This is a genomic window from Amycolatopsis xylanica (genome assembly GCF_900107045.1).
Taxonomy (GTDB): Bacteria; Actinomycetota; Actinomycetes; order Mycobacteriales; family Pseudonocardiaceae; genus Amycolatopsis; species Amycolatopsis xylanica.
On record NZ_FNON01000004.1, the window covers coordinates 153,409 to 175,873 of the forward strand.

A 22,465-nucleotide genomic window follows, 5' to 3' on the forward strand; every position below is an offset into this window, starting at 1 on the left:
GGGTGCCCTGGTTCGGCATGGTGCCTGGCTTGAAGTGAGGGGCGCCCCGGGTGCGTAGTAAGCACTCGGGGGCACCCTCGCTGCACGATCTGGCTTGGGGTCGTGAGTGGTACGGCCGGTTCTAACCGGCCAAAGCACTCACGACCTCAGCGAGACGCCGGCGATCACGGCCTGGCCCAGCGAGACACCGCCATCGTTCGTCGGCACCCTCGAGTGGGTCAGCACTGTGAAGCCCGAAGCCTCCAAGCCCGTCACCACAAGATCCGAGAACAGGCAGTTCTGGAAAACCCCACCCGACAAAGCGACCACGCCCACCGAAGTACGTTCCCGCAGCAGCGAGCACGCCCGAACCACCGCATCCGCCAGCCCCCGATGGAACCGCGCCGACACCACACCGGCGCGCGCGGAGTCCGCGGCGGCAGCCCGGACCAGGTCAACCCCGAACACCCGGACCGGATCCCCGTCCACCACCCGCACCGGATAGGCGCCAGGTTCAGCGAGATCCGCGATCTGCTCCAGCTCGATCGCGGCCTGACCCTCGTAGTTGATCACGTCCCGCAGCCCCACGACCGAAGCGACCGCGTCGAACAACCGCCCAGCGCTGGAAGTCAGCGGCGAGTTGACGCCCGCGTGAGCCATCGACGACACCGCGGACCACGTCACGTGCCGCGACACCAACGACGAGGGTGCGTCGGAACCCAGGTACGCCAACGCCATCCGCCACGGCGAGCGGATCGCGGCCGCGCCGCCGGGCATCGGCACCGGCTCCAGGTGACCCAGGCGTGAGAAGCCGAAGTAGTCGGCGAGCAGGAACTCGCCGCCCCAGATGGTGCCGTCGGGACCGTAGCCGGTGCCGTCGAAGGCGACGCCGAGCACTGGACCTTCGGCACCGTTGTCGGCCAGGCACGACGCGATGTGCGCGTGATGATGCTGCACGCTCACCTGCTCGACGTCCGGGAGTTCGAGCGCGTACTTGGTCGACAGATACTCGGGGTGAAGATCGTGCGCGACGACTCCGGGGTGGATGTCGAAGAGGCGGCGGAAGTGTTCGATACCGTCCACAAAGGACCGCAGGGTCTCGTAGTTCTCCAGGTCCCCGATGTGATGGGACAGGAACGCGTGCCCGCCCTTGGCCAGGCAGAACGTGTTCTTCAGCTCGGCGCCGCAGGCCAGCACCTGCCCGGTGAACGGCACGCCGAGCGGCTCCGGGACGTAGCCACGCGAACGGCGTTGCACCTGCTCGCGACCGCGGAACGGGCGGACCACCGAGTCGTCGGTGCGCATGTGGATCGGTCGGTCATGGCTGAGGATCGCGTCCGCGATCCCGGACAGCCGGGTCACCTCGTCGTCGCGGTAGACGATCGGCTCGTCCGAGATGTTGGCGCTGGTCAGCACGATGGGGCGGCCGAGATCCGCGAGCAGCAGGTGATGCAGCGGGGTGTACGGCAGCATCAGGCCGAGACGGCGGTTGCCCGGCGACACGGCGGGCGCGACGGCGGCGTCGGGCAGGCGGGGAAGTAACACGATCGGGCGACGGCGGCTGGTCAGCATCGAGGCCGCCACGTCGTCCACAGTGCACAACGTCCTGGCCGCGGCGAGATCGGGGACCATGATGGCGAACGGTTTGTCTTCGCGGTGCTTGCGCGAGCGCAGCAGGGCCGCGGCGTCGTCACTGCCGGCGTCGACCGCCAGGTGATAGCCGCCGAGACCCTTGATGGCGACGATTTTTCCGGCGGCCAGAAACTCCACTGTGGACGCCAGCGGGTCCGCGACACCGTCCAGGAACAGGCGAGGCCCGCACGCGGGGCAGCAGACCGGCTGGGCGTGGAACCGGCGGTCCGCCGGGTCGGCATACTCCGCCGCGCACTCCGCGCACAATGCGAAGCCCGCCATCGTCGTCAGCGGACGGTCGTACGGCACACCTCGGACGATCGTGAACCGCGGGCCACAGTGGGTGCAGTTGATGAACGGGTAGCGATAACGGCGGTCTGCCGGGTCCCACAGCTCGCGGAGGCAGTCGGCGCAGGTGGTGCTGTCGGCCGAGATGAGCGTGTCGGCCGTACCCCCCGCCGGGCTCGGCACGATCCGGAAGCCCGGCTCGCCTTCGACGGCGAGCGAGGCCGACCGCACCGATTCCACGACCGCGAGCGGCGGTGCCTCCGAGCGCAGGCCTGCCACGAAGACGTCGACGGCCTCGTCCACTCCTTCGACCTCGATGAAGACGCCGGACGCGTCGTTGCCGACGTGCCCGGCGAGGCCGAGCCGGGTGGCCAGTGCGTGCACGAACGGCCGGTAGCCGACCCCTTGCACCACGCCGGAGACCCGGATCGCAAGCCGGACCGGACTCACGTGATCAGTGTAAGTCGCCGCGAGCCGGTAGCGTCGAAGCATGCTAGGACTTCCCGACACCGTTTCCGCACTGCTGTTCGACCTCGACGGGGTGCTGACCGGTACGGCCGCCTTGCACAAGGAAGCGTGGAAGCAGACCTTCGACGAGTTCCTGGTGAAACACGGCATACCGGACGAGCCGTTCACCGACCACGACTACGCCGCCTACGTGGACGGCAAACCGCGCGCCGACGGCGTCCGTTCCTTCCTCGCGTCGCGGAAGATCGAACTGCCCGAGGGCGGCCCGGACGACGGGCCGGACGCCATGACCGTCAACGGCCTCGGCAACCGCAAGAACGAGCTCGTGCTCCGCATCATCGACGAACGCGGCGTCGCCCCCTACGAGGGATCGCGGCGTTACCTCGAAGCGGCTCGCGACACCGGCCTCAAGATCGGCGTGGTCACCTCGTCCGCCAACGGCGCGAAGGTGCTCGACGCCGCCGGGCTGACGCCGTTCGTCCAGGCCAGGATCGACGGCATCACGCTGCGCGAGCAGAACCTCCGGGGCAAGCCCGCGCCCGATTCCTTCCTCGCCGGCGCGAAGGCGCTGGGCGTCGAAGCGCGGCAGGCCGCAGTGTTCGAGGACGCGCTCGCCGGTGTCGAAGCAGGCCGCGCGGGCGGGTTCGGGTACGTCATCGGGGTGAACCGGGCGAACCAGGCGAAGGAACTGAAGGAACACGGCGCCGACGTGGTGGTCGACGACCTGGCCGAGCTGCTGGAGGAAGCGTGACCGAGGAACACGGCTACGAGATCTCGCCGTGGGAACTGCGCTGGCGCGGACTCGACGTCGACGCGTTGCAGCGCACGGAATCCACCTTCGCGCTGTCCAATGGCCACATCGGCCTGCGCGGCACGCTCGAAGAGGCCGAGCCGCGCGGACTGCCGGGCACCTACCTCAACGGCTTCTACGAGGAGCACGCGCTGCCTTACGCCGAGGGCGGCTACGGCTACCCCGAGGCTGGCCAGACCGTGGTCAACGTGACCGACGGCAAGATCATCCGGCTGCTGGTCGAGGACGAGCCGCTAGACATGCGTTATGGCGAGGCCGTCGAGCACGACCGCGTGCTCGACTTCCGCACCGGCACGCTCACCCGCTCGACCGTGTGGGCCTCCCCCACCGGCAGGCGCGTCCGCGTCCGCACGCAGCGGCTCGTCTCGTTCACCCAGCGCGCGGTGGCGGCGATCAAGTACGAGGTGGAGCCGCTCGACGACGACCTCCAGCTCGTCGCCCAATCGGACCTGCTGGCCAACGAGCCGATCGAGTCCGACACGAAGGACCCGCGCGTCGCGGCCGCGCTGGAGTCGCCACTCGTCGCGGAATTGGCCTCCGCCAAGGATTATCACGCCGTGCTCGTCCACCGGACCCGCGTCTCCGGGCTGCGGATGGCCGCGGCGATGGACCACAAGCTCGACGTCGGCGACGGGCTGCGGGTCAGGATCGAGGCCGAGGAAGACCTGGCCAGGCTCACGGTCGCCGCCGACGTGCCCCAGGGCGAGAAGTTCACGATCACCAAGTTCATCGCGTACGGCTGGTCGGGAACGCGCTCCATCCCCGCGGTCCGCGCGCAGGTCGAAGCCGCGCTGGCCGGCGCCCGCCAGACCGGCTGGAAGGGCCTGCTCGCCGAGCAGAAGCAGTTCCTCGACGATTTCTGGGCCACCGCGGACATCCAGATCGACGGCGACCAGCAACTCCAGCAAGCCGTGCGCTTCGCGTTGTTCCATCTGCTGCAGGCCGGGGCCCGCGGGGAAAGCCGGGCGATTCCCGGCAAGGGCCTCACCGGACCGGGCTACGACGGGCATGCCTTCTGGGACACCGAATCCTTCGTGCTCCCGGTGCTGACGTACACGATGCCGGACGCCGTCCGCGACGCGCTCCGCTGGCGTCACTCCACATTGGACAAAGCACGCGAGCGGGCCGCCCAGCTCGGCCTCAGGGGCGCCGCTTTCCCCTGGCGCACCATCGACGGCGCCGAATGCTCGGCGTACTGGCCTGCGGGCACGGCGGCCTTCCACGTCAGCGCCGACATCGCGGACGCGGTCATCCGCTACCTCAACGCGACCGGCGACGAGGACTTCGACCGCCAGTACGCCACCGAGATCCTGCTCGAGACCGCGCGGCTGTGGCTCTCGCTCGGCCACCACGACCGGCACGGCGGCTTCCGCATCGACGGCGTGACCGGCCCCGACGAGTACTCCGCGGTCGCCGACAACAACGTCTACACCAACCTGATGGCACAACGGAACCTGCGCGCCGCGGCGGCGGCCTGCGAGCGCCATCCCGAGGTCGCCGCGCATTTCGCGGTCGACGGCGAGGAGATCGGCACCTGGCGTGCCGCCGCCGACGAGATGGTCATCCCCTATGACGAGGCACTCGGCGTCCACCCCCAGTCCGAGGGCTTCACCCGGCACGCGGACTGGGATTTCGCAGGCACCCCGCCCGAGCACTACCCGCTGCTGCTCAACTATCCGTACTTCGACCTGTACCGCAAGCAGGTCGTCAAGCAGGCCGACCTCGTGCTCGCGCTGCACATGTGCGGCGATTCGTTCACCCCGGACGAGAAGGCACGCGACTTCGCGTACTACGAGGCGAGGACGGTGCGGGACTCCTCACTGTCCGCGGGCACGCAGGCCGTGCTCGCCGCGGAAACCGGCCATCTCTCACTGGCGTTCCACTACCTCGCCGAGGCGGCGCTGACCGACCTGCACGACGTGCACAACAACGTGCGCAACGGCCTGCACATGGCTTCACTGGCCGGAGCCTGGCTGGGCGTCGTGGCGGGATTCGGCGGGCTGCGCGACCACGGCGGCAACCTGACGTTCGCACCCCGCCTGCCCGCCCAACTCGCCAGGATCGCTTTCCGGGTCTGCTTCCGCGACACCCGGTTCTCCGTCGAGATCCGCGACGGGCACGCGACCTACCGGCTGGTGGACGGCGAGCCGCTCGAACTCACCCACCACGGCGAGAAGTTCCTGCTCGAGGCGGAGCCGGTCAGCCTGCCGATCCCGAAGATCAAGCCGGGCGACCCGCCGCTGCAGCCGTTCGGACGGGCTCCCCTCCGTCGTTAGATGTCGACGCGCGAGCACGCGAAACCCGAGTTTTGGCCATCCAGTGGCCCAAACTCGGGTTTCGCGAAGGCCGGGGCGCCGTCAGCGGGGAGGGTGGACGTAATGAGCGGGGCGTATGCGTCGCTCAGCGTTGTGAACGCCCCGTTCACAACGTTCAATCGGCCCCTAGGCACCCGCCGGGCGTTCTTAGAGCCAGTCTTTGAACCTGTCTAGGTGGTCTTGGTCCGCTTTTCGCGGGTCAGGCGCCTGGTCATCATAGTGATCATGGAGAGGTTGATGAAGGCTGCGGAGTGGTCGGTGAGGCGTTCGTAGTCTCGGACGTTGCGGCGGGCTTGGGTGATCCAGGAGAAGGTGCGTTCGACGACCCAGCGTCGGGGCAGGATGACGAAGGTTTTCTGTCCGGCGATTTTCTTGACGATGTCGAGGGTGATCCGCAGGGTTTTCTGCGCCCAGTCGACGAGGTCGGCGCTGGTGTAGCCGCCGTCGGCCCAGATCCACCTCACACCGCGTTGGACGGCGTGCAGGGCGGGTAGCAGCAGGCGGGCGGCGGCGCGGTCTTGCAGGTTCGCGGCGGTGACCAGCACGACCAGCAGTAGTCCTTGGGTGTCGGTGGCGATGTGGCGTTTGCGGCCATCGATCTTCTTCCCACCGTCATAACCCCGCCACGGCCGGCCGACGGTCTCGGCGGCCTTGACCGATTGGGAGTCGATCACCGCCGCCGAGGGTGCCGGGTTCCTTTTCGCGCGCAGCCGGATCTCACCCCGTAGCTGGTCGCGGATCTTCTCGAACACCCCGGTTCTGGACCAGCGGGTGAAGAATCCGTGCACGGTCTGCCACGGCGGGAAATCCGATGGCAGGGCTCGCCATTTGATGCCGTTGTCGGTGACATACCGCAACGCGTCGACGATCGCGCGCCGGTGATGTTTCTCCGGACGACCGCCCGCGGCGGTCTCACACGCGGGCCTGGGCAGCAACGGCGCCAGCAATGCCCACTCCGCGTCCGTGGTGTCCGACGGGTAACGACGCCTACGGCGGCCCACTGACGTGGGCCGATCGATGATCGAGTACAAAGGGAGACCGGGCCTCTGCTGGGAATGATCGTGATGTGGTGTCAAGATCACTAGCAGAGGCCCGACCCATACCCACGGCCGGGATCACAGACAGGCTCTTAGGACGGGGGCAGGATTCCGTCGTCGGTGTTGGGCGGGTCGTCCACCTCTTTGGTGCCGCCGGTGCCCACGTCGCGGTTCGGCACCGAGGGGACCTCGGTGTTCAGCGGCGGCGTCCGCAGCGGGGGCAGCTCTTCGTCCTCGTCCTGCTTGCGGGTTTCGTGTTCGCGCATGACTACCACCTTAGGCAGCTTGGAGCTTTCCGAGCCGTTCCGGACGTACCCCGTCCAGCATGCCCAATAACAAGCCTTCACGGGTGGACCAAGGGCATACGGAAATCCGGCCCGCCGAAACCGTCAGCAGAACCTCGGCGATGATCGCGCCCGCCAGCGCCTGGTGCGCGCGCTGCCTGGTGATGCCGGGAAGTTCCGCGCGGCGGGCGGGCGGGAGCACCGCGAGGCGCGGGATCCACTTGCGGAGGTCGTCGACGGCAAGCTCCTGGCCGCGGCCGGGGCGGGCGCCGGCGAGGCGGGCGAGCTGGTTCAGCACCTTCGAGCAGCCGACCGCTCGGTACTCCTTCAACGACACGTCGTCGAGGGCCGCGCGGACCTCGGTCAGTGCGTGCTCGCGGAGCGCGGCGATGCGTTTCGGGGTGGCGATCTCGTGCGGGAGCCAGTCGCGGGTCATCGAGCGGGCGCCGAGCGGGAGTGAACGGGCGAAGGAGGCCTGTTCTCCTTGTCCCGCCGCGAGTTCGACGGTTCCGCCGCCGATGTCCAAGACGAGCAGCGGGCCCGAGCAGGCGCCGTACCAGCGGCGGGCGGCGACGTAGGTGAGCTCGGCTTCCCTTCTGCCGGACAGGAAACGGAGGTGGACGCCGGTCTCCTTGGCCACCAGTGCCACCACTTCTTCGGCGTTGACGGCGTCGCGGATGGACGAGGTGGCGAACGAGTAGACCTCGGGGACGCCGTTCTTCTCCGCGACCTTGGCCGCGGCGCGGACGGCGGCCGAGATGGCCGCGATGCCCCTGGGTCTGAGTCTGCCCGCGGCGTCGAGGTCGCGGTCGAGGCGCAGCCGGGTCTGGTGGGTGAGCACCGGTTCGAGGGGTGACCCGCCCCTCGGGAGCACCACAAGCCGCGCGCTGAACGATCCGACGTCCAGCACACCCACCACGTCAGCAGGCCGCATCGAGCACCTCTTCCTAGCCTGTAACCCCCGGTAGCAGCGAACCACGGAGAGTCATGAACAACCCTCTCAACGGGTACCCACAAATAGCCGTCTCAGGTCACGATCCGGTAACCCGAACGGGTGAGGCTCGTGGTCGCACCAGGGAATACGGTAACGGAACGCCTGTCCCGTGACGATTTGGCCGGTGTACGACATGCGGGTGAAGCGGGTGCGAGTGTCTGAATCCAGAAGGAAATGCGGTCTCGGCAGCCTGTTCGCCACCGCCGCGGCCGTGACGGTCGCGCTCGGCGGCGTGCTCGCCTGCATTGACCTGGTGACTTCGCCCACGGGCAGGCCGGCAGGGGCGGGCGGCGAGCTCGTGCTGGCCGAATCGCGGCCGCTGGCGATCGACATTCCGGCGATCGGGGTGCTCGACCAGGCCGTGTTCGCGCTGCGCGTCACACCGGGCGGCAAGCAGGAAGTACCCGCGACGATCGGTTCACTGGGCTGGACGGCCTCGTCCCCGACGCCCGGCGAGCCGGGTACCGCCGTCGTCACCGGGCACTCCGGCTTCGGGTACGAGGTGGGGCCGTTCAAGCGGCTGAAAGAGCTCAAAGCGGGTGACACGATCACGGTCCGCCGCGAAGACGGCAGGCGCGCCGTGTTCACCGCGTACCGGGTGGACAACCCGGGCCCGTTCGAGCCGCCGAAGGAGACCGAAAGCGCGGAACTGCGGCTGACGACCTCCCCCGACGACTTCGACCTGCACGGCGACTACTCGCCGCTGGTCGTGGTCAGCGCGAAGCTGACCCACACGAGCTCGTGAGTGTTGCGGCCGGTTCTGGCCGACCCGTATTTGGTCACCTACGGCGGAATCCGCGGCGCTGCCTGGTGCGCTGGCGAAACAAGGGTGGCCCTTGTCACGCTGGAGGTAACAAGGGCCACCCTTGTCACCTCCAGCACAAACTCCGGCAACCCGGCCCTCGCCGTGCATGTTACGAACGGGGCTTTTGTCACCGTGAGCGCGACAAAAGCCCCGTTCGTGCGGATCCCGACGAGCACGACCCGCGTAGATCACCAAATGCGGCCGGTTCTAACCGGCCTAAACACTCACGACCTTCGGCTACCCACACGAGTTAAAGCAGCTCACGCAGCTTGCGCACCGCGTCGACTCGGGCCTCCCGGCCCGGCAGCAGCGGGTTCACCACGAGCGTGGTCGCGCCCGCCTCGCGGAACGCGGCGATCCGCTCCTTGACGTACCCGGCGGGCCCGACGAGCGAGATCGCGCGCAGCAGCTCGAGCGGCACGGCCGCGGCGGCCTCGTCCTTCTTGCCGTCCAGGTACAGGTCCTGGATCTCCTTCGCCTCGGCCTCGAAGCCGTACTGGGAGGCGAGCGTGTTGTAGAAGTTCTTGCCGCGCGCGCCCATCCCGCCGATGTAGAGCGCCAAATGCGGGCGAAGATGATCAAGTAGTCCGTCAACTTCGTCGCCGATCGCGAGCGCCGTGCCGACGACGGTGTCCAGTTCGCCCAGTGCCGGGTCCCGCTTCGCCTTGCCCTCGGCCAGCGACGCGCCCCAGACTTCGGCCGCCTTCTCGGGGTAGAAGAAGATCGGCTCCCAGCCCTCCGCGACCTCCGCGGTGAGCGCGACGTTCTTCGGGCCGAGCGCGGCCAGCAGGATCGGGATCCGCTGGCGCACAGGGTGGTTGATCAGCTTCAGCGGCTTACCAAGCCCCGTGCCCTCCTCGGCGGGCAGCGGGATCTTGTAGTACTTGCCGTCGTGGACGACCTTCTCGCGGCGCCACACCTGACGGCAGATGTCGATCAGCTCGCGGGTGCGGCCGAGCGGCGCGTCGTACTTCACGCCGTGGAAGCCCTCGATCACCTGCGGGCCGGACGCGCCGAGCCCGAGCGTGAACCGGCCGTTCGAAACGAAGTCGAGCCCGGCGGCGGTCATCGCGGTGAGCGTCGGCGTGCGGGTGTAGATCTGGAAGATGCCCGAAGCGAGTTCGACGGTCGACGTCTTCGCCGCCAGGTAGCCGAGCTGGCTGACCGCGTCGAACGAGTAGGCCTCGGGGACGAACACGATGTCGAGCCCGGCCTTCTCCAGCTCGACGATGTCCTCGACGCTCTCGGCGAACCCGCCCGAGTAGTTGACCGCGGTACCGATCCGCATTACTTCTCCTCCGTCACGGCCGGGACGACACGCCCCGCCACCTCGCCGAAACCGATCCTGGCGCCGTCGGGGCCGGGTGCGGTCGCGGTAATGATCACCTCGTCGCCGTCTTCGAGGAAAGTGCGCTGTGAGCCATCTGGCAAGTCGAACGGCTCACGCCCGCCCCAGCTGAGCTCCAGCAACGAGCCGCGCTGGTCCTTCTCGGGCCCGCTGACCGTGCCGGACGCGTACAGGTCGCCGGTGCGCAGGCTCGCGCCGTTGACCGTCAGGTGCGCCAGCTGCTGCGCGGCCGTCCAGTACTGCGTCGCGAACGGCGGACGCGAGACGACATGCCCGTTGACCCGGATCTCCATCCCGAGGTCGAGCCCCCAATGCGTGTCGCCGAGCAGGTACGGCAACGGCTCGGGATCCTGTGGCGGTGGCGCGACGCGCGCGTGCTGAAGTGCTTCGAGCGGCACGATCCACGGCGAGACCGACGTCGCGAACGACTTGCCGAGGAACGGGCCGAGCGGCTGGTACTCCCACGCCTGGATGTCACGCGCGGACCAGTCGTTGACCAGGCACACCCCGAAGACGTGATCCTCGAACGCGCCGACACCGACCTGCTCGCCGAGCTTCGACGGGGTGCCGACCACGAAGCCGACCTCGGCCTCGATGTCGAGCCGCAGCGACGGGCCGTAGGTGGGCTTTTCTTCGTTGCGGGGCTTGCGCTGCCCGCTCGGCCGCACGATCGGCGTGCCGGACACGACCACGGTCCCGGCCCGGCCGTGGTAGCCGATCGGCAGGTGCTTCCAGTTCGGCGTCAGCGCGTCGGTGGCGTCGTCGGCGAGGCGGAAGATCGTGCCCGCGTTGACCGCGTGGTGCTCGTTCGAATAGAAGTCGACGTAGTCCGCGACCTCGAACGGCAGATGCAGCTGAACCTCGGCGAGCGGCACCAAATGCGGTGTGACGAGGTCGCGATGAGCTTCGTCGCTGAGCCACTCGGTGACCTTTTCCCTGACCAGGGACCAGGTTTCGCGGCCGGCCGCGAGGAACGGGTTCAGCGACGGTCCCCAGAGGACAGGCGCGAACGCGGCGCCCGCGGCCTCGGCGAGAGTGCCGACGTCGAGCACGGACGAACCGACCGCGATGCCGACACGAGGTTCCTGCCCTGGCCGGGAAAACACGCCGTAGGGCAGGTTCGCCAGGCCGAAAACGCTGTCTTCCGGCAGATCCAACCAGGTCACTGAGCCGCCACCCAATCTTCGACGAGTTTCGCGAGCACCGGCAGCGGAAGCACCCCGCTGCCGAGCACGACGTCGTGGAACGCCTTGATGTCGAACCGATCACCGAGCGCCTTCTCCGCCTCGGTGCGCATGCGCTGGATCTCCAGCCGCCCCACCATGTACGACAACGCCTGCGCCGGCCAGCCCGCGTACCGGTCGACCTCGGCTTCGATCTCCAGCGGCGTCATCGGCGTGTGGTCACGCAGGAAGTCCACCGCCTGGGCGCGGCTCCAGCCGAGCGCGTGCATCCCGGTGTCGACCACCAGCCTGCCCGCGCGCAGCGAATCCTGGAGCAACATGCCGAATTTGGCCACGTCGCCGGAATACAGCCCCATCTCGTCGGCGAGACGCTCCGCGTAGAGCCCCCAGCCCTCGGAGTAGGAGTTGACCTCGGCCATCCGGCGCAGCAGCGGCAGCTCGGTCAGTTCCTGGGCGAGCTCGATCTGGAAATGGTGCCCTGGCACGGCTTCGTGGAACGCGATGGCCTCGGAAACATGCCGTGGCCGTTCGTGCGCGTCGAACGTGTTCGCGAAGTACGTGCCCTCGCGCGAGCCGTCGAGCGCGCGTTCCAGGTAGTAGCCCATCGTGCCGCCGTCGGCCTGCGCCGCCGGGATGGCGTCGACCAGGCACTTCGTCGGCGGCACCGAGTTGAACCACCGCGGTGCGACGGTTTCCGCGCGCGAGATGGCCGCGCGAGCGGACTCCAGCAGTTCGTCGCACGAGTTCCACCGTAACGCCGGATCGGTGCGCAGCCGCTCGAAGATCTCCGCGAGATCATCGAGGCCGAAGACACGTTCGCCCAGCTCACGGTACTCGGCGGCCAGCCCGGCGAGTACGCTCAGTCCCAGCTCGTGCAACTCCTCCGCGGACGTCGAGACCGTGGTGTGCACCCGGATGAGCTTCGCGTACTTCTCGGCGCCGCCTGGCTTCCAGCACAATCCGGGCTGGCTGTCCGGCTTGGCCCGGGGCTTCATTTCGAGCGCGAGGAAGTCCTTGTACCGCGCGAAAGCCGGATGGACGACTTCGGCGAGCAGCCGGTCGCGCTCGGAAGCGAAACCGTCCAGATCGGACTCGACCAGCAACGGATCGGTCTCCGGCGAGCCGAGATAACGCTCGAAGAAGTCGGCCCCCATGTCGACCAGGAAGCCGGCGGGCGCGAAACCCTCGTCGAGCGCCGCACGCTGCCGCTCGATCACGGCATCCACATAGGACGGTATGGCGGCCAGCCTGGTCAGGAAGCCGCGGGACTTCTCCTCGTCGGACAAGACCAGGCTGGGCATCAAGAGCAGCAGCCGCTGCACCGGGGCACTGAACGCGTCGCTCACCGTGTAGTCCGGCAGCCGCGAGTCCAGCACGTCGAGCATGCTCTTCGCCTGCTGGACGATGACATCGCGGGTGACCGAGTCCACAGTGGACAAAGAGGTGCGGTCGACCGCTTCGGCACGCGCGATGACGTCGGCGAGCGCGAGGCGAGTGCGCTGCTCGCCCGCCGCCGTCGGATCGGGCAGCTTGCCATGATCAGCGGACAGCCCGAGTAACGACGGCCAAAGCGGATCCACGGCGAAGCGGATCTCGATGAGCTCGTCGGCGAGCGCGCCGATCATGCCGAAGCCCACGCCTTGACCACACCGTCCAGCACCGACATCGGCAGCGCCCCGGCCTTCAGCACGACGTCGTGGAACGCCTTGATGTCGAACCGGTCCCCGAGCGCCTTCTCGGCCTCGGCGCGGATGCGCTGGATCTCCAGCCGCCCCACCATGTACGACAGCGCCTGCGCGGGATTGCCCGCGTACCGGTCGATCTCCTTCTCGATCTCCAGCTGCGCCATCGGCGTGTTCTCGCGCAGGAAGTCCACCGCCTGGCGGCGGCTCCAGCCGAGCGCGTGCATCCCGGTGTCGACCACCAGCCTGCCCGCCCGCATCGAATCCTGGGTGAGCATGCCGAGCTTGGCCAGATCGCCGGAGTAAAGCCCCATCTCGTCGGCGAGGCGCTCCGCGTAGAGGCCCCAGCCTTCGGCGTAGGCGTTGATGTCCGCGTTGCGGCGCAGGAACGGCAGCTCCGTCAGACCCTGCGCGGTGACGATCTGGAAGTGGTGCCCCGGAACGGCTTCGTGGAACGCGATCGCCTCGGCGGTGTGCCGCGGCCGTTCCTGCGCGCCGAAGGTGTTCGCGTAGTAGACGCCCTCGCGCGAGCCGTCGAGCGCTGGCTCCAGGTAGTAGGCGATCGTCCCGCTCTCGGCGTCTGACACGGGCACCGGGGCGACCTGGCATCGCTTCTCCGGCACCGAGTTGAACCACTGCGCCGCGACGGCCTCGGCGCGTGTGATCGCTTCGCGCGCGGCGTCGAGCAGCTCCTCGCCCGAGTTCCAGCGCAGTGCCGGATCGGTGCGCAGCCGCTCGAAGATCTCGGCGAGGTCCTCGGTGTCGAACACGCGCTTGCCCAGCTCGCGGTATTCGGCCTCCAGCCCGGAAATCACGCTCAGCCCGAGGTCGTGGAGCTCCTGCGCCGAGGCGGAGGTGGTGGTGTGCACGCGGATGAGCTTGGCGTACTTCTCGGCGCCACCGGGCAGCCAGCACAGCCCGGGCTCGTCGTCCGGCACGGCACGCGCGAGCACGCCGACGGCCAGGAAGTCACGGTACCGCGCGAAAGCGGGGTGCACGACTTCGGCGAGCAGCCGGTCACGTTCCTCGATGAAGCCGTCGACTTCGACCGAAGGCTCGATGCGCAGCTGGTCCTTGTCGGGCTCGGCCAGGTACCGGTCGAAGTACTCGATGCCGATCTCGACCAGGAACTTCGCCGGCGCCAGGTGATCGTCGAGCGCGGCACGCTGCCGCTCGATCAGGGTGTCCACATAGGACGAAATGGCGGCGAGCCTGGCCAGGTAGCCTCGGGCCTTTTCCTCGCTGTTCAGCGAAAGACTCGGCATGACCAGCAGCAGGAACTGCACGGGCGCGGCGAACGCGTCGCTCACCGAGAAGTCGTGCACCCGCGAGTCGTACAGGTCGAGCATGCTCTGCGCCTGCTGGAGGATGACCTCACGGGTGACCGCGTCGGTCGGCGACAGCGTGGCCGGATCGACCGCCTCGGTGCGCGCGATGAGGTCGGTGAGCGCCGCGCGCGTGCGCCGCTCCCCCGCCACGCTCACGTCGGGCAGCTTGTCCTCGTCGCCGGGCAGGCCCAAGATGGACCGCCACAGCGGATCCGCGGTGAAGCGGATGTCGGTGAATTCGTCGGCGAGATCGTTGATCATGCTCGTGCCCATTCCATGACGACGGCGTCCAGTACCGAGAGCGGCAGCGCACCGCTACCGAGTACGAGATCGTGGAACGCCTTGATGTCGAACCGTTCCCCCAAGACCGCTTCGGCCTCGGCCCTGATGCGCTGGATCTCCAGCCGCCCGACCATGTACGACAGCGCCTGGCCGGGATAGGCGATGTAGCGGTCGATCTCGGCCGCGATCTCGCCCTTGGCCATCGGCGTGTTCGCGACGAGATAGTCGATCGCCTCCTGACGGCTCCAGCCGAGCGCGTGCAGCCCGGTGTCCACGACCAGCCGCCCCGCGCGCATCGAGTCCAAGGTGAGCATGCCGAGCAGCGCGACGTCATCCGAATAAAGACCCATTTCGAACGCGAGGCGCTCGCTGTAGAGGCCCCAGCCTTCGATGTAGGCGTTGAAGTCGCCGAGCCTGCGCAGCAGCGGCAGCTCGTCGAGGCCCATCGCGGTGCTCAGCTGGAAGTGGTGACCGGGGATCGCCTCGTGGTACGCGGTCGCCTCGGCGGTGTGCCGCTGCCGCTCGGTGGCCTCGTAGGTGTTCGTGAAGAAGGTGCCGGGCCGGGAACCGTCCAGCGCCGGGGGCATGTAGTACGCGGCGGGCGCACCGGGCGCCGCCTCGGCCGGGACGGGCTCGACGACCCACGGCTGCGGCGGGATGCGGCCGAACCAGTTCGGGGCCTCGGCTTCCGCGCGGCCGATCGCGGAGCGCGCGCTCTCCAGCATCTCTTCCGCGCTGCTCCAGCGCAGCGCCGGGTCTTCGCGCAGCCGCTCGAAGATCTCGGCCAGCTTGTCGGTGCCGAACACCCGCCGCCCCAGTTCGCGGTACTCGTCGTTCAGCTTCGCGATCAGGCCGAGCCCGGTGTCGTGCAGCTCCTGCGGCTTGCGGTCGGTGGTCGTGTGGTGCGACGCGAGCAGCGCGTAGATCCGCTCGCCGTCGGGCAGCCAGCAGACGCCCGGTTTGTCGGCGGGACGCCCGTGCTGGACGATCTCGGTGGCGAGCACCTCGCGGTACGCGGCGAACGCGGGCCGCACGACGTTGGCGAGCAGGTCGGCGCGGCGGTGCGCGAAGTCCTCGTCCGGCGCGGGCTGGCGCAGCAGCGGGTCGGCCCCGGGCTCGGCCAGGTACCGGTCGAGGTGGGCGATCGCGGCTTCGACGAGGTGGGCGACCGGCACGAGCCCGTCGGCGACGCCCTCGCGGTGCCGCCGTGCGACCTGATCGAGGTACTTGGGGATGGCGGCGAGCCTGGCGAGCTGGGCCTCGGCCTGCTCGGAGTCGCCGAGCGCGACCATCGGCAGCGTGGCGAGCAGTCCCGAGGCGGGCGAGATGAAGATGTCGCTGATCGTGAACTCGTCGATGCGCGCGTCGACGAGCTTGATCTTGCCCTCGGCCTGCGCGATCAGCACCTCGCGGGTGACCGACGGCTCGAGTGCCTTCGCCCGTTCGACGAACGACTCGAGGGTCGCGCGGAAGGCCTGATCCGCTTCGGCGCTGACCTCGCCGAGCCCTTGGCGCGTCGACGGCATCCCCAGCAGGGCGGGCCACAACGGACTCTGGTCGAACAAGGCTTCCACGAACTCGTCGGCGAGCGCCGCGACATCACTCATGAGGGCCACCCTAACCTTGCGGTAGCGTTCGGCGAGTGGCTGTGACCGATCCTCAGGATGCCCGAATCCTCGCCGCGCTGGCGGAGACGGGCAAGGCGGCCGTGCACGAACTCGCCGCGAAGGTCGGAATGGACCCGCGCGAGGTCGCGTACCGGCTGGTGGCGTTGTCCGGCAGCGGTTTGCCCCTGCTCGTCGGCGTCGAAAGCGACCCGAACGGCCTGCGCGCGGCGCTGCAGCAAGTCCAGCAGCAGGCGCCACCCCAGCAGCATCCCGTGCAGGGCACCCCCTCGGGGGTTTACGGACCCCAGCAGGGCATCCCGCAGAACCGGCCGCCGGTGCAGGGGACGCCGTCGGGGGCGTACAACGTCCAAGGCACACCGTCCGGGATGTACAACGTCCAGGGCACGCCTTCAGGGCGCTACCAGGGACCGCCGCCCCGGCAGGCGCCTCCGCCACCGCCGCCACAGCGGCAGTTCACCCCGCCGCCGCCCCCGGACCCGGTGCTGAGCACATGGGGCCCGCCGCAGAGCGCATCGTGGGCACGCGGCGACGAGCCGTCGTCCGCGCCCAAGCCCGGCAGCGGCAAGCGAGGCCGCATCGGCGAGGTGATGGAGACCCAGGGCCTGGAGGGCGAGCAGCTCACCATCCAGCTGCTCGAGGTCCAGGACCCGGCCGACTTCCTGTTCAGCGCGGCGGGTTACCGGCTCGACGAAGGCGAGCGGGCCGTGGTCGTGCACACCGAGATCACCAACCGCGGCGGCATCCCGTTCGCCTCGCTGCCGGACAACTACCTGGAGCTGCTCACCGCCGAAGGCAAGACCATCGGCAAGGCCCCGGTCTCGCTGACCTCCCGGCCGCCGCACAAGATCGGCGTGCCGCCGGGGGAAACCCTCGGCGGGCACACCGTCTACGTGCTGCCGGACGCGACCAGGGTGGTCAGCGTGCGCTGGAGCCCGCGGCCGGAGCCCGACGAGCGCACGCTGACCTGGTCGATCGACGACTAGCGGAGCCCGTGTGAGGCGACCATGCCCCACGTCCGGCTGAAATCGGCGTTCGAGAACAAGCCCGCGGTCACCAGCGCCTGAGTGCCTGGGACCGCCGCGAACCCGAGTACGGCGCTGCCGTCGGTCTTGGCGGTGGCTTCCTCGGGCAGCACGTCCTTGTACCACTCGGTGCCGGTCCACCTGGCGAGGTAGGTGTGCCCTGCCTCGATCCAGCCCGCGGTCCACAATGTCCCGGCGCCGTCCAGGGCGACAGCGTTGACCTCGTCGAACGGGCCGTCGGCCAGCTGCATCCACTCGCGGCCGTCCCAGCGCGCGATCCGCACCGGGATGCCGGTGGGGTTGAACGCGTTGGGCCTGGCGACCGCGTAGACCGCGCCGGGACCGTCGGCGGCGAGCGCGTTGAAGATCCAGCCCGACGGGTAATCCCGGCCGCCCGGCATCGGGATCTGCTGCCACTTCGCGCCGTCCCAGTGGTTCAGCACCGGGACCGCCTTGCCGTCCTGCTGGTAGTCACCGCCGACCCAGATGTCGGACGGACCGGTGCCGTCGACACGGGACGGGTCGACCTTCTGGCCCGCGGGCCCCGGCGGGAGCGTCATCTCCTGCCAGCCGGTGGCGGTCAGCCGCTCCACCTTGGGCTTGGTCTCGAACGTGGTCGTGTTGAAGTCGTCGCTGATCAGCCACGCCTCACCGGCGACCTTGAAGTCGGCGATGTACGGCTGCCAGCCTTCGGGCACGTCAGGACGCTTCAGGTCGGTCCAGGTGGCGCCGTCCCAATGCCGGACCAGTGAAGTCTCGGCCGCGGCGGTCACGGCGGACGCGCCCGGGGTGCGCAGCTGGTCGGGCAGCCGGACGGCGGCCTTGCCCGGCTTCGTCTTGGTGCCCGCCACCCACACGTCGTTCGCGGCGGGCGCTTCGACCTTGCTCAGCTCGACACTGTCCGCCGAGCCGAGCGGCACGTCGGCCCACTTCGTGCCGTCCCAATGACTCAGCACGCCGACGCCGGGCGCCTCCTGGCCCGCGACCCAGATGTCCCCCGGGCCGCTGGCCGCGACGTCGTCGTAGATCCGCTGGCTCGCCGAGTCCAGCGGCTGTTCCAGCGCCCAGGGCACGTCGGCGTACGCGGTACCGGTCGTCGTCAGCGCGAGGCCCAGCACCGCGCCGGTGATCAAGGTCTTCATGGATCGTCCCTCCAGTAACGGGGTTTCCGTACTGGTCTTCTACGAACGGGGCGACCGAAAGGTTGATCTAGTTCTCGGCGCGGAGGATCTTGAGCGCCTTGGCGAGATCGTCCGGGTACTCCGACTCGAACTCGACCCAGCGGCCGTCCGACGGGTGCGCGAACGCGAGCGTCTTGGCGTGCAGCCACTGCCTGGACAGGCCGAGCTTGCGCGCGAGCACCGGGTCCGCGCCATAAGTCAGGTCGCCGACGCACGGGTGACGCAGTGCCGAGAAGTGCACGCGGATCTGGTGCGTCCGGCCGGTCTCCAGCTTGATCTGGGCCAGCGAGGCCGCGCGGAACGCCTCGACGACCTCGTAGTGCGTGACGCTCTCGCGCCCACCCTGGACCACGGCGAACTTGTAGTCGTGCTTGGGGTGCCGGTCGATCGGCGCGTCGATCGTGCCGCGCGTCGGGTCCGGGTGGCCCTGGACGATCGCGTGGTAGCCCTTGTCGACCGTGCGCTCCTTGAAGGCGCGCTTGAGCACGGTGTACGCGTGCTCGCTCTTCGCGACGACCATGACGCCGGTGGTGCCAGCGTCGAGCCGGTGGACCACGCCCTGGCGCTCCTCGGCGCCCGAGGTGGAGATCCGCAGGCCGGCGGCGGCAAGGCCACCGATCACCGTCGGGCCGGTCCAGCCGGGGCTCGGGTGCACGGCGACGCCGACCGGCTTCGAGATGACCACGATGTCGTCATCGTCGTGCAGGATCTCCATGCCCTCGACGGGCTCGGCGACGACCTCGAGCTTGTTGCGGGGGTCCGGCAGGGTGACCTCGACCAGGCCACCGGCCACCAGCTTGTCCGACTTGCCCGCGGTCCGGCCGTCGAGCAGCACCTCGCCCGCCTCGGCGAGCTCGGCGATGACGGTCCTGGACAGGCCGAGCATCTTCGCGAGCCCGGCGTCGACCCGCATCCCGTCGAGCCCGTCGGGGATGGGCAGCATGCGCGCGCTCACTTGTCTTCCTTCTTCTTGTCCTTTGTGGACGTGCCGTCGTAGTCCTTGCCGAGGAGCGACATCAGCACGATGAGCGCGCCGCCCACGCAGATGCACGAGTCGGCGACGTTGAACACCGCGAACCCGCGCCCGTCCGGCGCGAACGCCGAGATGAAGTCGACCACGTGCCCCTGGAACGGCGACGGCGCCCGGAAGATCCGGTCGACCAGGTTCCCGAAGGCGCCGGCGAGCACCAGCCCGAGCCCGATCGCCCAGCCGGTCGACCGCAGCCGCCTGGCGAGCCAGATGATCGCGATGACCACGCCAAGCGCGACGATGGCCAAGATCCACGTCATGCCCGTGGCCAGCGAGAACGCCGCCCCCGGGTTTCGCACGAGCTGGAAGTACAGCAGCCCGCCGAGTACCTTGATCGGCTCCTTGCCCTCCAAAGTGGACACCACGACGATCTTGCTGATCAGGTCGGCGGCGAAGGCCACCAAGGCCACCGCGAACACCAGCACGATCCGCCGCTTCGGCAGCGGAGGTGCCTCCGCCTGCTCGTCGGGAACGGTGTCTGGCTGCGATTCGGGCTCGGTGCTCACCTGCCCATTGTCCACTAGCTGTCGGCCGGGCCCGGCCTGCCCCGGCTCGCGAGCGCCACGAACGCTCCCTCAGCCGAGGAAGTCCGGCAGCTGACGGGGGTCGTCGAGGGGCGCCCAGCGGCCGTCGGCCCGGGTGTAGGTCCAGCGCGCTCCCCTGGCGACGATCTGCCGGAGCGCGAGCGCGAGGCGGTCGACGTGCTCCTCGGTGGTGCCGAGGCCGAGGCTCACCCGCAGCGCCTGCTGACCGGCCGCGCCCGCCTCGCCGATCAGGCGCTTGGTGGCGATGTGCGCGCAGAACGCGCCGTCGCGGACGCCGATGCCGTACTCGGCCGAGAGCACGGCGGCGACCCAGCCGGGCTCGAAGCCGTCGAGCACGAAGCTGAGCGTGCCCACGCGGTCGACCGGCGCGTCGAAGAGGCTGAGCTCGGTGAGGCCGGGGACGGCCGCGAGGCCCTTGCGCAGGCGGTCGAGCAGGACGGCCTCGTGCTCGACGATCTCGTCCCACTGCTTCGAGAGCGTCTGGCACGCGACGCCGAGCGCGTACACGCCGACCGTGTTGGGCGAACCGGCCTCGTGACGCTCGGGGCCGTTGTTCCAGACCACCGCGTCGCCGGTGACGATCTTGGTCGCGCCGCCGCCCGCGAGGTACGGCTGGGCGGCGCGCAGCCAGTCCGCGCGGCCGACCAAAGCACCCGCGCCGAACGGCGCGTACAGCTTGTGTCCGGAGAAGGCCACGTAGTCGACGTCCAGCTCGCGCAGGGAAACCTTGCGGTGCGGGGAAAGCTGGGCGGCGTCGAGTGCGATGCGGGCACCGTGCCGTCGCGCCACGGCCGCGATCTCCTTGACGGGCAACAGTTCACCGGTCACGTTGGACGCGCCGGTCAGCACGACCAGGCGCGGGCCTTCGGGGCATTCGGCCAGCGCACTGTCCACAGCGGACACCGCGGCGAGGCGGGTGCGCGGAGTCTGGACGCGGCGGACATTCGGGCCACGCCAAGGCAAAAGGGCCGCGTGGTGCTCGGTGTCGAACACCACGACCGAGGTGTTCTTCGGCAGGCTGCGGGCGAGCAGATTGAAGGAATCGGTGGTGTTGCGGGTGAACACCACGGTGTCGGTGGCGCGCGCGTCGACGAACTCGCGCAGGATGCCACGCGTGCGCTCGTAAAGCTTGGTGGAGACCTGCGAGGCGAAGCCGGCGCCGCGGTGCACGCTGGCGTACCAGGGCAGGAATTCGTCGACCGCGTCGCGGACCGCGCTGAGACAGGGCGCGCTGGCCGCGTGGTCGAGATTGGCGTAGCCGATGCTCTCGCCGGTCACCAGCGGCACGCGGAGCTCGGCTCCGGCGACGGCCGGGATGTCCTGTGCGGCAAGGGTTTCCGAGGTTTCCGGGGTTTCCGTGCGATCGAGTGCGAGTGTCATGACGCCTCCGGGTCCAGGGACCCGCATCGCATGAGGGCCCGCGCTTGCCCGTCGCCGTGTGCGACAGGCCTGGTCCTCACCCGGGGCACCCCACCGCGGTTGGAGGGTTGCCGGCCAGCAAGCCGGGGCTGAACGCTGGCACTCGTGACCTGATTCGGACAGTACCCGAAGATCCGCCGATCGCGCCAACCCCCGTCCCAGACTCTGGAACGAACGCGATAAAGCGGGCTTTATCCCACTCTGGGATAAAGCCCGCTTTATCCCAGGGGCTCAGCGATCCAGGCGGAAACGGCCGGGCAGCTGGGTGACGGCGTTGTCGCGCAAGCGGGTGGCGGTGCCGCCGTACTGCTCGGCGCCTTCGGTGAACCTGTAGCCCCCGAAGCTCTTGCCGTCGACGGGTTCGCCGTACGCCTCGGCGACCTCGGCCGAGACCTGCTCGTACGACATGCCGCTCCAGTTGCCGGCGGCGACCCGGTCCGCGCGCAGTTTGGAAGCGCTTTCCTGCAGGGCCCAGAGTGTGAAGTGCACATGCGCGCCGGTCGAGGATCCACCGCACGGCAACGCGTTCCCGGTCTTGCCGAGCACGGTGCCCGCCGTGACGGCCTGGCCGTCGGTGACCGCGATGTTCTCCATGTGGTAATACCCGGTGCGCCAGCCGTTGCCGTGGTCGATGGTCACCCAGTCGCCGCCGGAGCAGTGCTGGATCGCGACGGTGCCCGCCAGCGGCGCGCGCACGGTCTTGTCGTACGGCGAGAAGTCGATGGCGTTCTTCACACCCGAGTTCCCGTCGTCGGAGTGGATGCCGGCCGAGTAGACCTGCTGGCCCGTCTGGAACGGGAGCGCGAACACCGGAAACGCCTCCGCGTGCGCCGCGGTCGGCAGCCCGACCAGCACACCCGCGAGCACGGCTCCGGCGGAGACAACGCCAAGACGCATGCGAACCTTCGTCACTCTGCGTCCTCCTTTTCTAGACTCACTCCCCCAAACGGACTAACACGAATGAAGGCAAGGTAAGGCATCGCGATCTTGAAGTGAATAGTCTTTCGTCTACTTTTCGAGACATTAACGAGACAAGCCCGAGTCCCCCGCGACACCAGCACGAGTCCTAACCGAGACATTCCCGCAGCTCGCGCGCGAAAAAACCCGCCGCAGCGATACCCAAGAGCGAACACGCGTACAGCAACAGCGATCACACGTCGCCGAGCAGCAAAGACTCAGGGATGGCGAGTTTGCGCTCCGCGC

18 protein-coding genes and 1 riboswitch are annotated in these 22,465 nt (G+C 69.1%); of the genes, 4 read left to right on the forward strand and 14 right to left on the reverse strand.

Annotated features, from left to right (window positions below; genetic code table 11):
* Positions 1–138: 138 nt before the first annotated feature.
* A complete protein-coding gene (gene hypF / locus BLV57_RS19660; protein ID WP_091290754.1) occupies positions 139–2,391 on the reverse strand; it encodes a carbamoyltransferase HypF in 2,253 nt (750 codons plus the stop codon).
* On the opposite strand from hypF, the gene BLV57_RS19665 reads away from it, so the two are divergent.
* Both BLV57_RS19665 and BLV57_RS19670 read left to right on the forward strand, forming a co-directional pair.
* Positions 2,390–3,118 carry an HAD family hydrolase gene (locus tag BLV57_RS19665; RefSeq protein WP_091290758.1) on the forward strand — a complete coding sequence of 243 codons (729 nt, stop codon included), beginning with the start codon at positions 2,390–2,392 and terminating at the stop codon, positions 3,116–3,118. The two genes, hypF and BLV57_RS19665, sit on opposite strands and share 2 nt — an antisense overlap.
* Positions 3,115–5,454 (forward strand): glycoside hydrolase family 65 protein, encoded by a 2,340-nt coding sequence (locus BLV57_RS19670; RefSeq protein WP_091290762.1) that lies wholly within the window; start codon positions 3,115–3,117, stop codon positions 5,452–5,454. The genes BLV57_RS19665 and BLV57_RS19670 overlap by 4 nt, the downstream gene beginning before the upstream one ends.
* Before the next feature lie 209 nt (positions 5,455–5,663).
* On the opposite strand, the gene BLV57_RS19675 is transcribed toward BLV57_RS19670, so the two are convergent.
* Genes BLV57_RS19675 through BLV57_RS19680 form a run of 3 tightly spaced genes read right to left on the reverse strand, consistent with a single transcriptional unit; the run spans position 5,664 to position 7,748 of the window.
* The gene (locus tag BLV57_RS19675) at positions 5,664–6,575 is read right to left on the reverse strand and encodes an IS5 family transposase (RefSeq protein WP_342741207.1); all 912 of its coding nucleotides are present in this window, start codon (positions 6,573–6,575) and stop codon (positions 5,664–5,666) included.
* Between the two features lie 47 nt (positions 6,576–6,622).
* Positions 6,623–6,796, reverse strand: coding sequence for a hypothetical protein (locus tag BLV57_RS43330; RefSeq protein ID WP_176968712.1), 174 nt, complete (start codon positions 6,794–6,796; stop codon positions 6,623–6,625).
* 10 nt (positions 6,797–6,806) lie between these two features.
* The gene (locus BLV57_RS19680) at positions 6,807–7,748 is read right to left on the reverse strand and encodes a Ppx/GppA phosphatase family protein (RefSeq protein WP_091290764.1); all 942 of its coding nucleotides are present in this window, start codon (positions 7,746–7,748) and stop codon (positions 6,807–6,809) included.
* Positions 7,749–7,962: 214 nt separating this feature from the next.
* On the opposite strand from BLV57_RS19680, the gene BLV57_RS19685 reads away from it, so the two are divergent.
* A complete protein-coding gene (locus tag BLV57_RS19685; protein ID WP_176968713.1) occupies positions 7,963–8,553 on the forward strand; it encodes a class F sortase in 591 nt (196 codons plus the stop codon).
* Between the two features lie 310 nt (positions 8,554–8,863).
* Here BLV57_RS19685 and BLV57_RS19690 read toward each other — a convergent pair whose 3' ends face one another.
* The 5 genes from BLV57_RS19690 to BLV57_RS19710 are packed head-to-tail and all read right to left on the reverse strand — an operon-like array spanning position 8,864 to position 16,044.
* Positions 8,864–9,901: an LLM class F420-dependent oxidoreductase gene (locus BLV57_RS19690; protein ID WP_091290770.1), complete on the reverse strand. Its 1,038-nt coding sequence runs from the start codon at positions 9,899–9,901 to the stop codon at positions 8,864–8,866.
* On the reverse strand, positions 9,901–11,127 hold the full coding sequence (fahA, locus tag BLV57_RS19695) for a fumarylacetoacetase (RefSeq protein WP_091290773.1): 1,227 nt from the start codon (positions 11,125–11,127) through the stop codon (positions 9,901–9,903). Before fahA ends, BLV57_RS19690 begins: the two co-directional genes overlap by 1 nt.
* On the reverse strand, positions 11,124–12,782 hold the full coding sequence (locus BLV57_RS43335; protein ID WP_245757412.1) for a DUF885 domain-containing protein: 1,659 nt from the start codon (positions 12,780–12,782) through the stop codon (positions 11,124–11,126). Before BLV57_RS43335 ends, fahA begins: the two co-directional genes overlap by 4 nt.
* On the reverse strand, positions 12,767–14,416 hold the full coding sequence (locus BLV57_RS43340) for a DUF885 domain-containing protein (protein ID WP_091290775.1): 1,650 nt from the start codon (positions 14,414–14,416) through the stop codon (positions 12,767–12,769). Before BLV57_RS43340 ends, BLV57_RS43335 begins: the two co-directional genes overlap by 16 nt.
* Positions 14,413–16,044, reverse strand: coding sequence for a DUF885 domain-containing protein (locus BLV57_RS19710; protein WP_091290778.1), 1,632 nt, complete (start codon positions 16,042–16,044; stop codon positions 14,413–14,415). The genes BLV57_RS43340 and BLV57_RS19710 overlap by 4 nt, the downstream gene beginning before the upstream one ends.
* Before the next feature lie 35 nt (positions 16,045–16,079).
* Here BLV57_RS19710 and BLV57_RS19715 point away from each other — a divergent pair, with 35 nt between their 5' ends.
* Positions 16,080–17,048 carry an AsnC family protein gene (locus tag BLV57_RS19715; protein ID WP_091290782.1) on the forward strand — a complete coding sequence of 323 codons (969 nt, stop codon included), beginning with the start codon at positions 16,080–16,082 and terminating at the stop codon, positions 17,046–17,048.
* On the opposite strand, the gene BLV57_RS19720 is transcribed toward BLV57_RS19715, so the two are convergent.
* The 5 genes from BLV57_RS19720 to BLV57_RS19740 all read right to left on the reverse strand — a co-directional run bounded on the left by BLV57_RS19720 (position 17,045) and on the right by BLV57_RS19740 (position 22,174).
* Positions 17,045–18,229, reverse strand: a complete 1,185-nt coding sequence (locus BLV57_RS19720; protein WP_091290785.1) for a hypothetical protein — start codon at positions 18,227–18,229, stop codon at positions 17,045–17,047. The genes BLV57_RS19715 and BLV57_RS19720 overlap by 4 nt on opposite strands.
* 67 nt (positions 18,230–18,296) lie before the next feature.
* A complete protein-coding gene (locus tag BLV57_RS19725) occupies positions 18,297–19,223 on the reverse strand; it encodes an RluA family pseudouridine synthase (RefSeq protein ID WP_091290789.1) in 927 nt (308 codons plus the stop codon).
* Positions 19,220–19,804, reverse strand: coding sequence for a signal peptidase II (gene lspA, locus BLV57_RS19730; RefSeq protein WP_091290792.1), 585 nt, complete (start codon positions 19,802–19,804; stop codon positions 19,220–19,222). The genes BLV57_RS19725 and lspA overlap by 4 nt, the downstream gene beginning before the upstream one ends.
* A gap of 69 nt (positions 19,805–19,873) precedes the next feature.
* On the reverse strand, positions 19,874–21,223 hold the full coding sequence (locus BLV57_RS19735; protein ID WP_091290795.1) for an aminotransferase class V-fold PLP-dependent enzyme: 1,350 nt from the start codon (positions 21,221–21,223) through the stop codon (positions 19,874–19,876).
* 35 nt (positions 21,224–21,258) lie between these two features.
* A riboswitch (SAM riboswitch) is annotated at positions 21,259–21,373 on the reverse strand.
* 120 nt (positions 21,374–21,493) lie between these two features.
* Positions 21,494–22,174: a M23 family metallopeptidase gene (locus tag BLV57_RS19740; RefSeq protein WP_245757413.1), complete on the reverse strand. Its 681-nt coding sequence runs from the start codon at positions 22,172–22,174 to the stop codon at positions 21,494–21,496.
* Positions 22,175–22,465 lie beyond the last annotated feature (291 nt).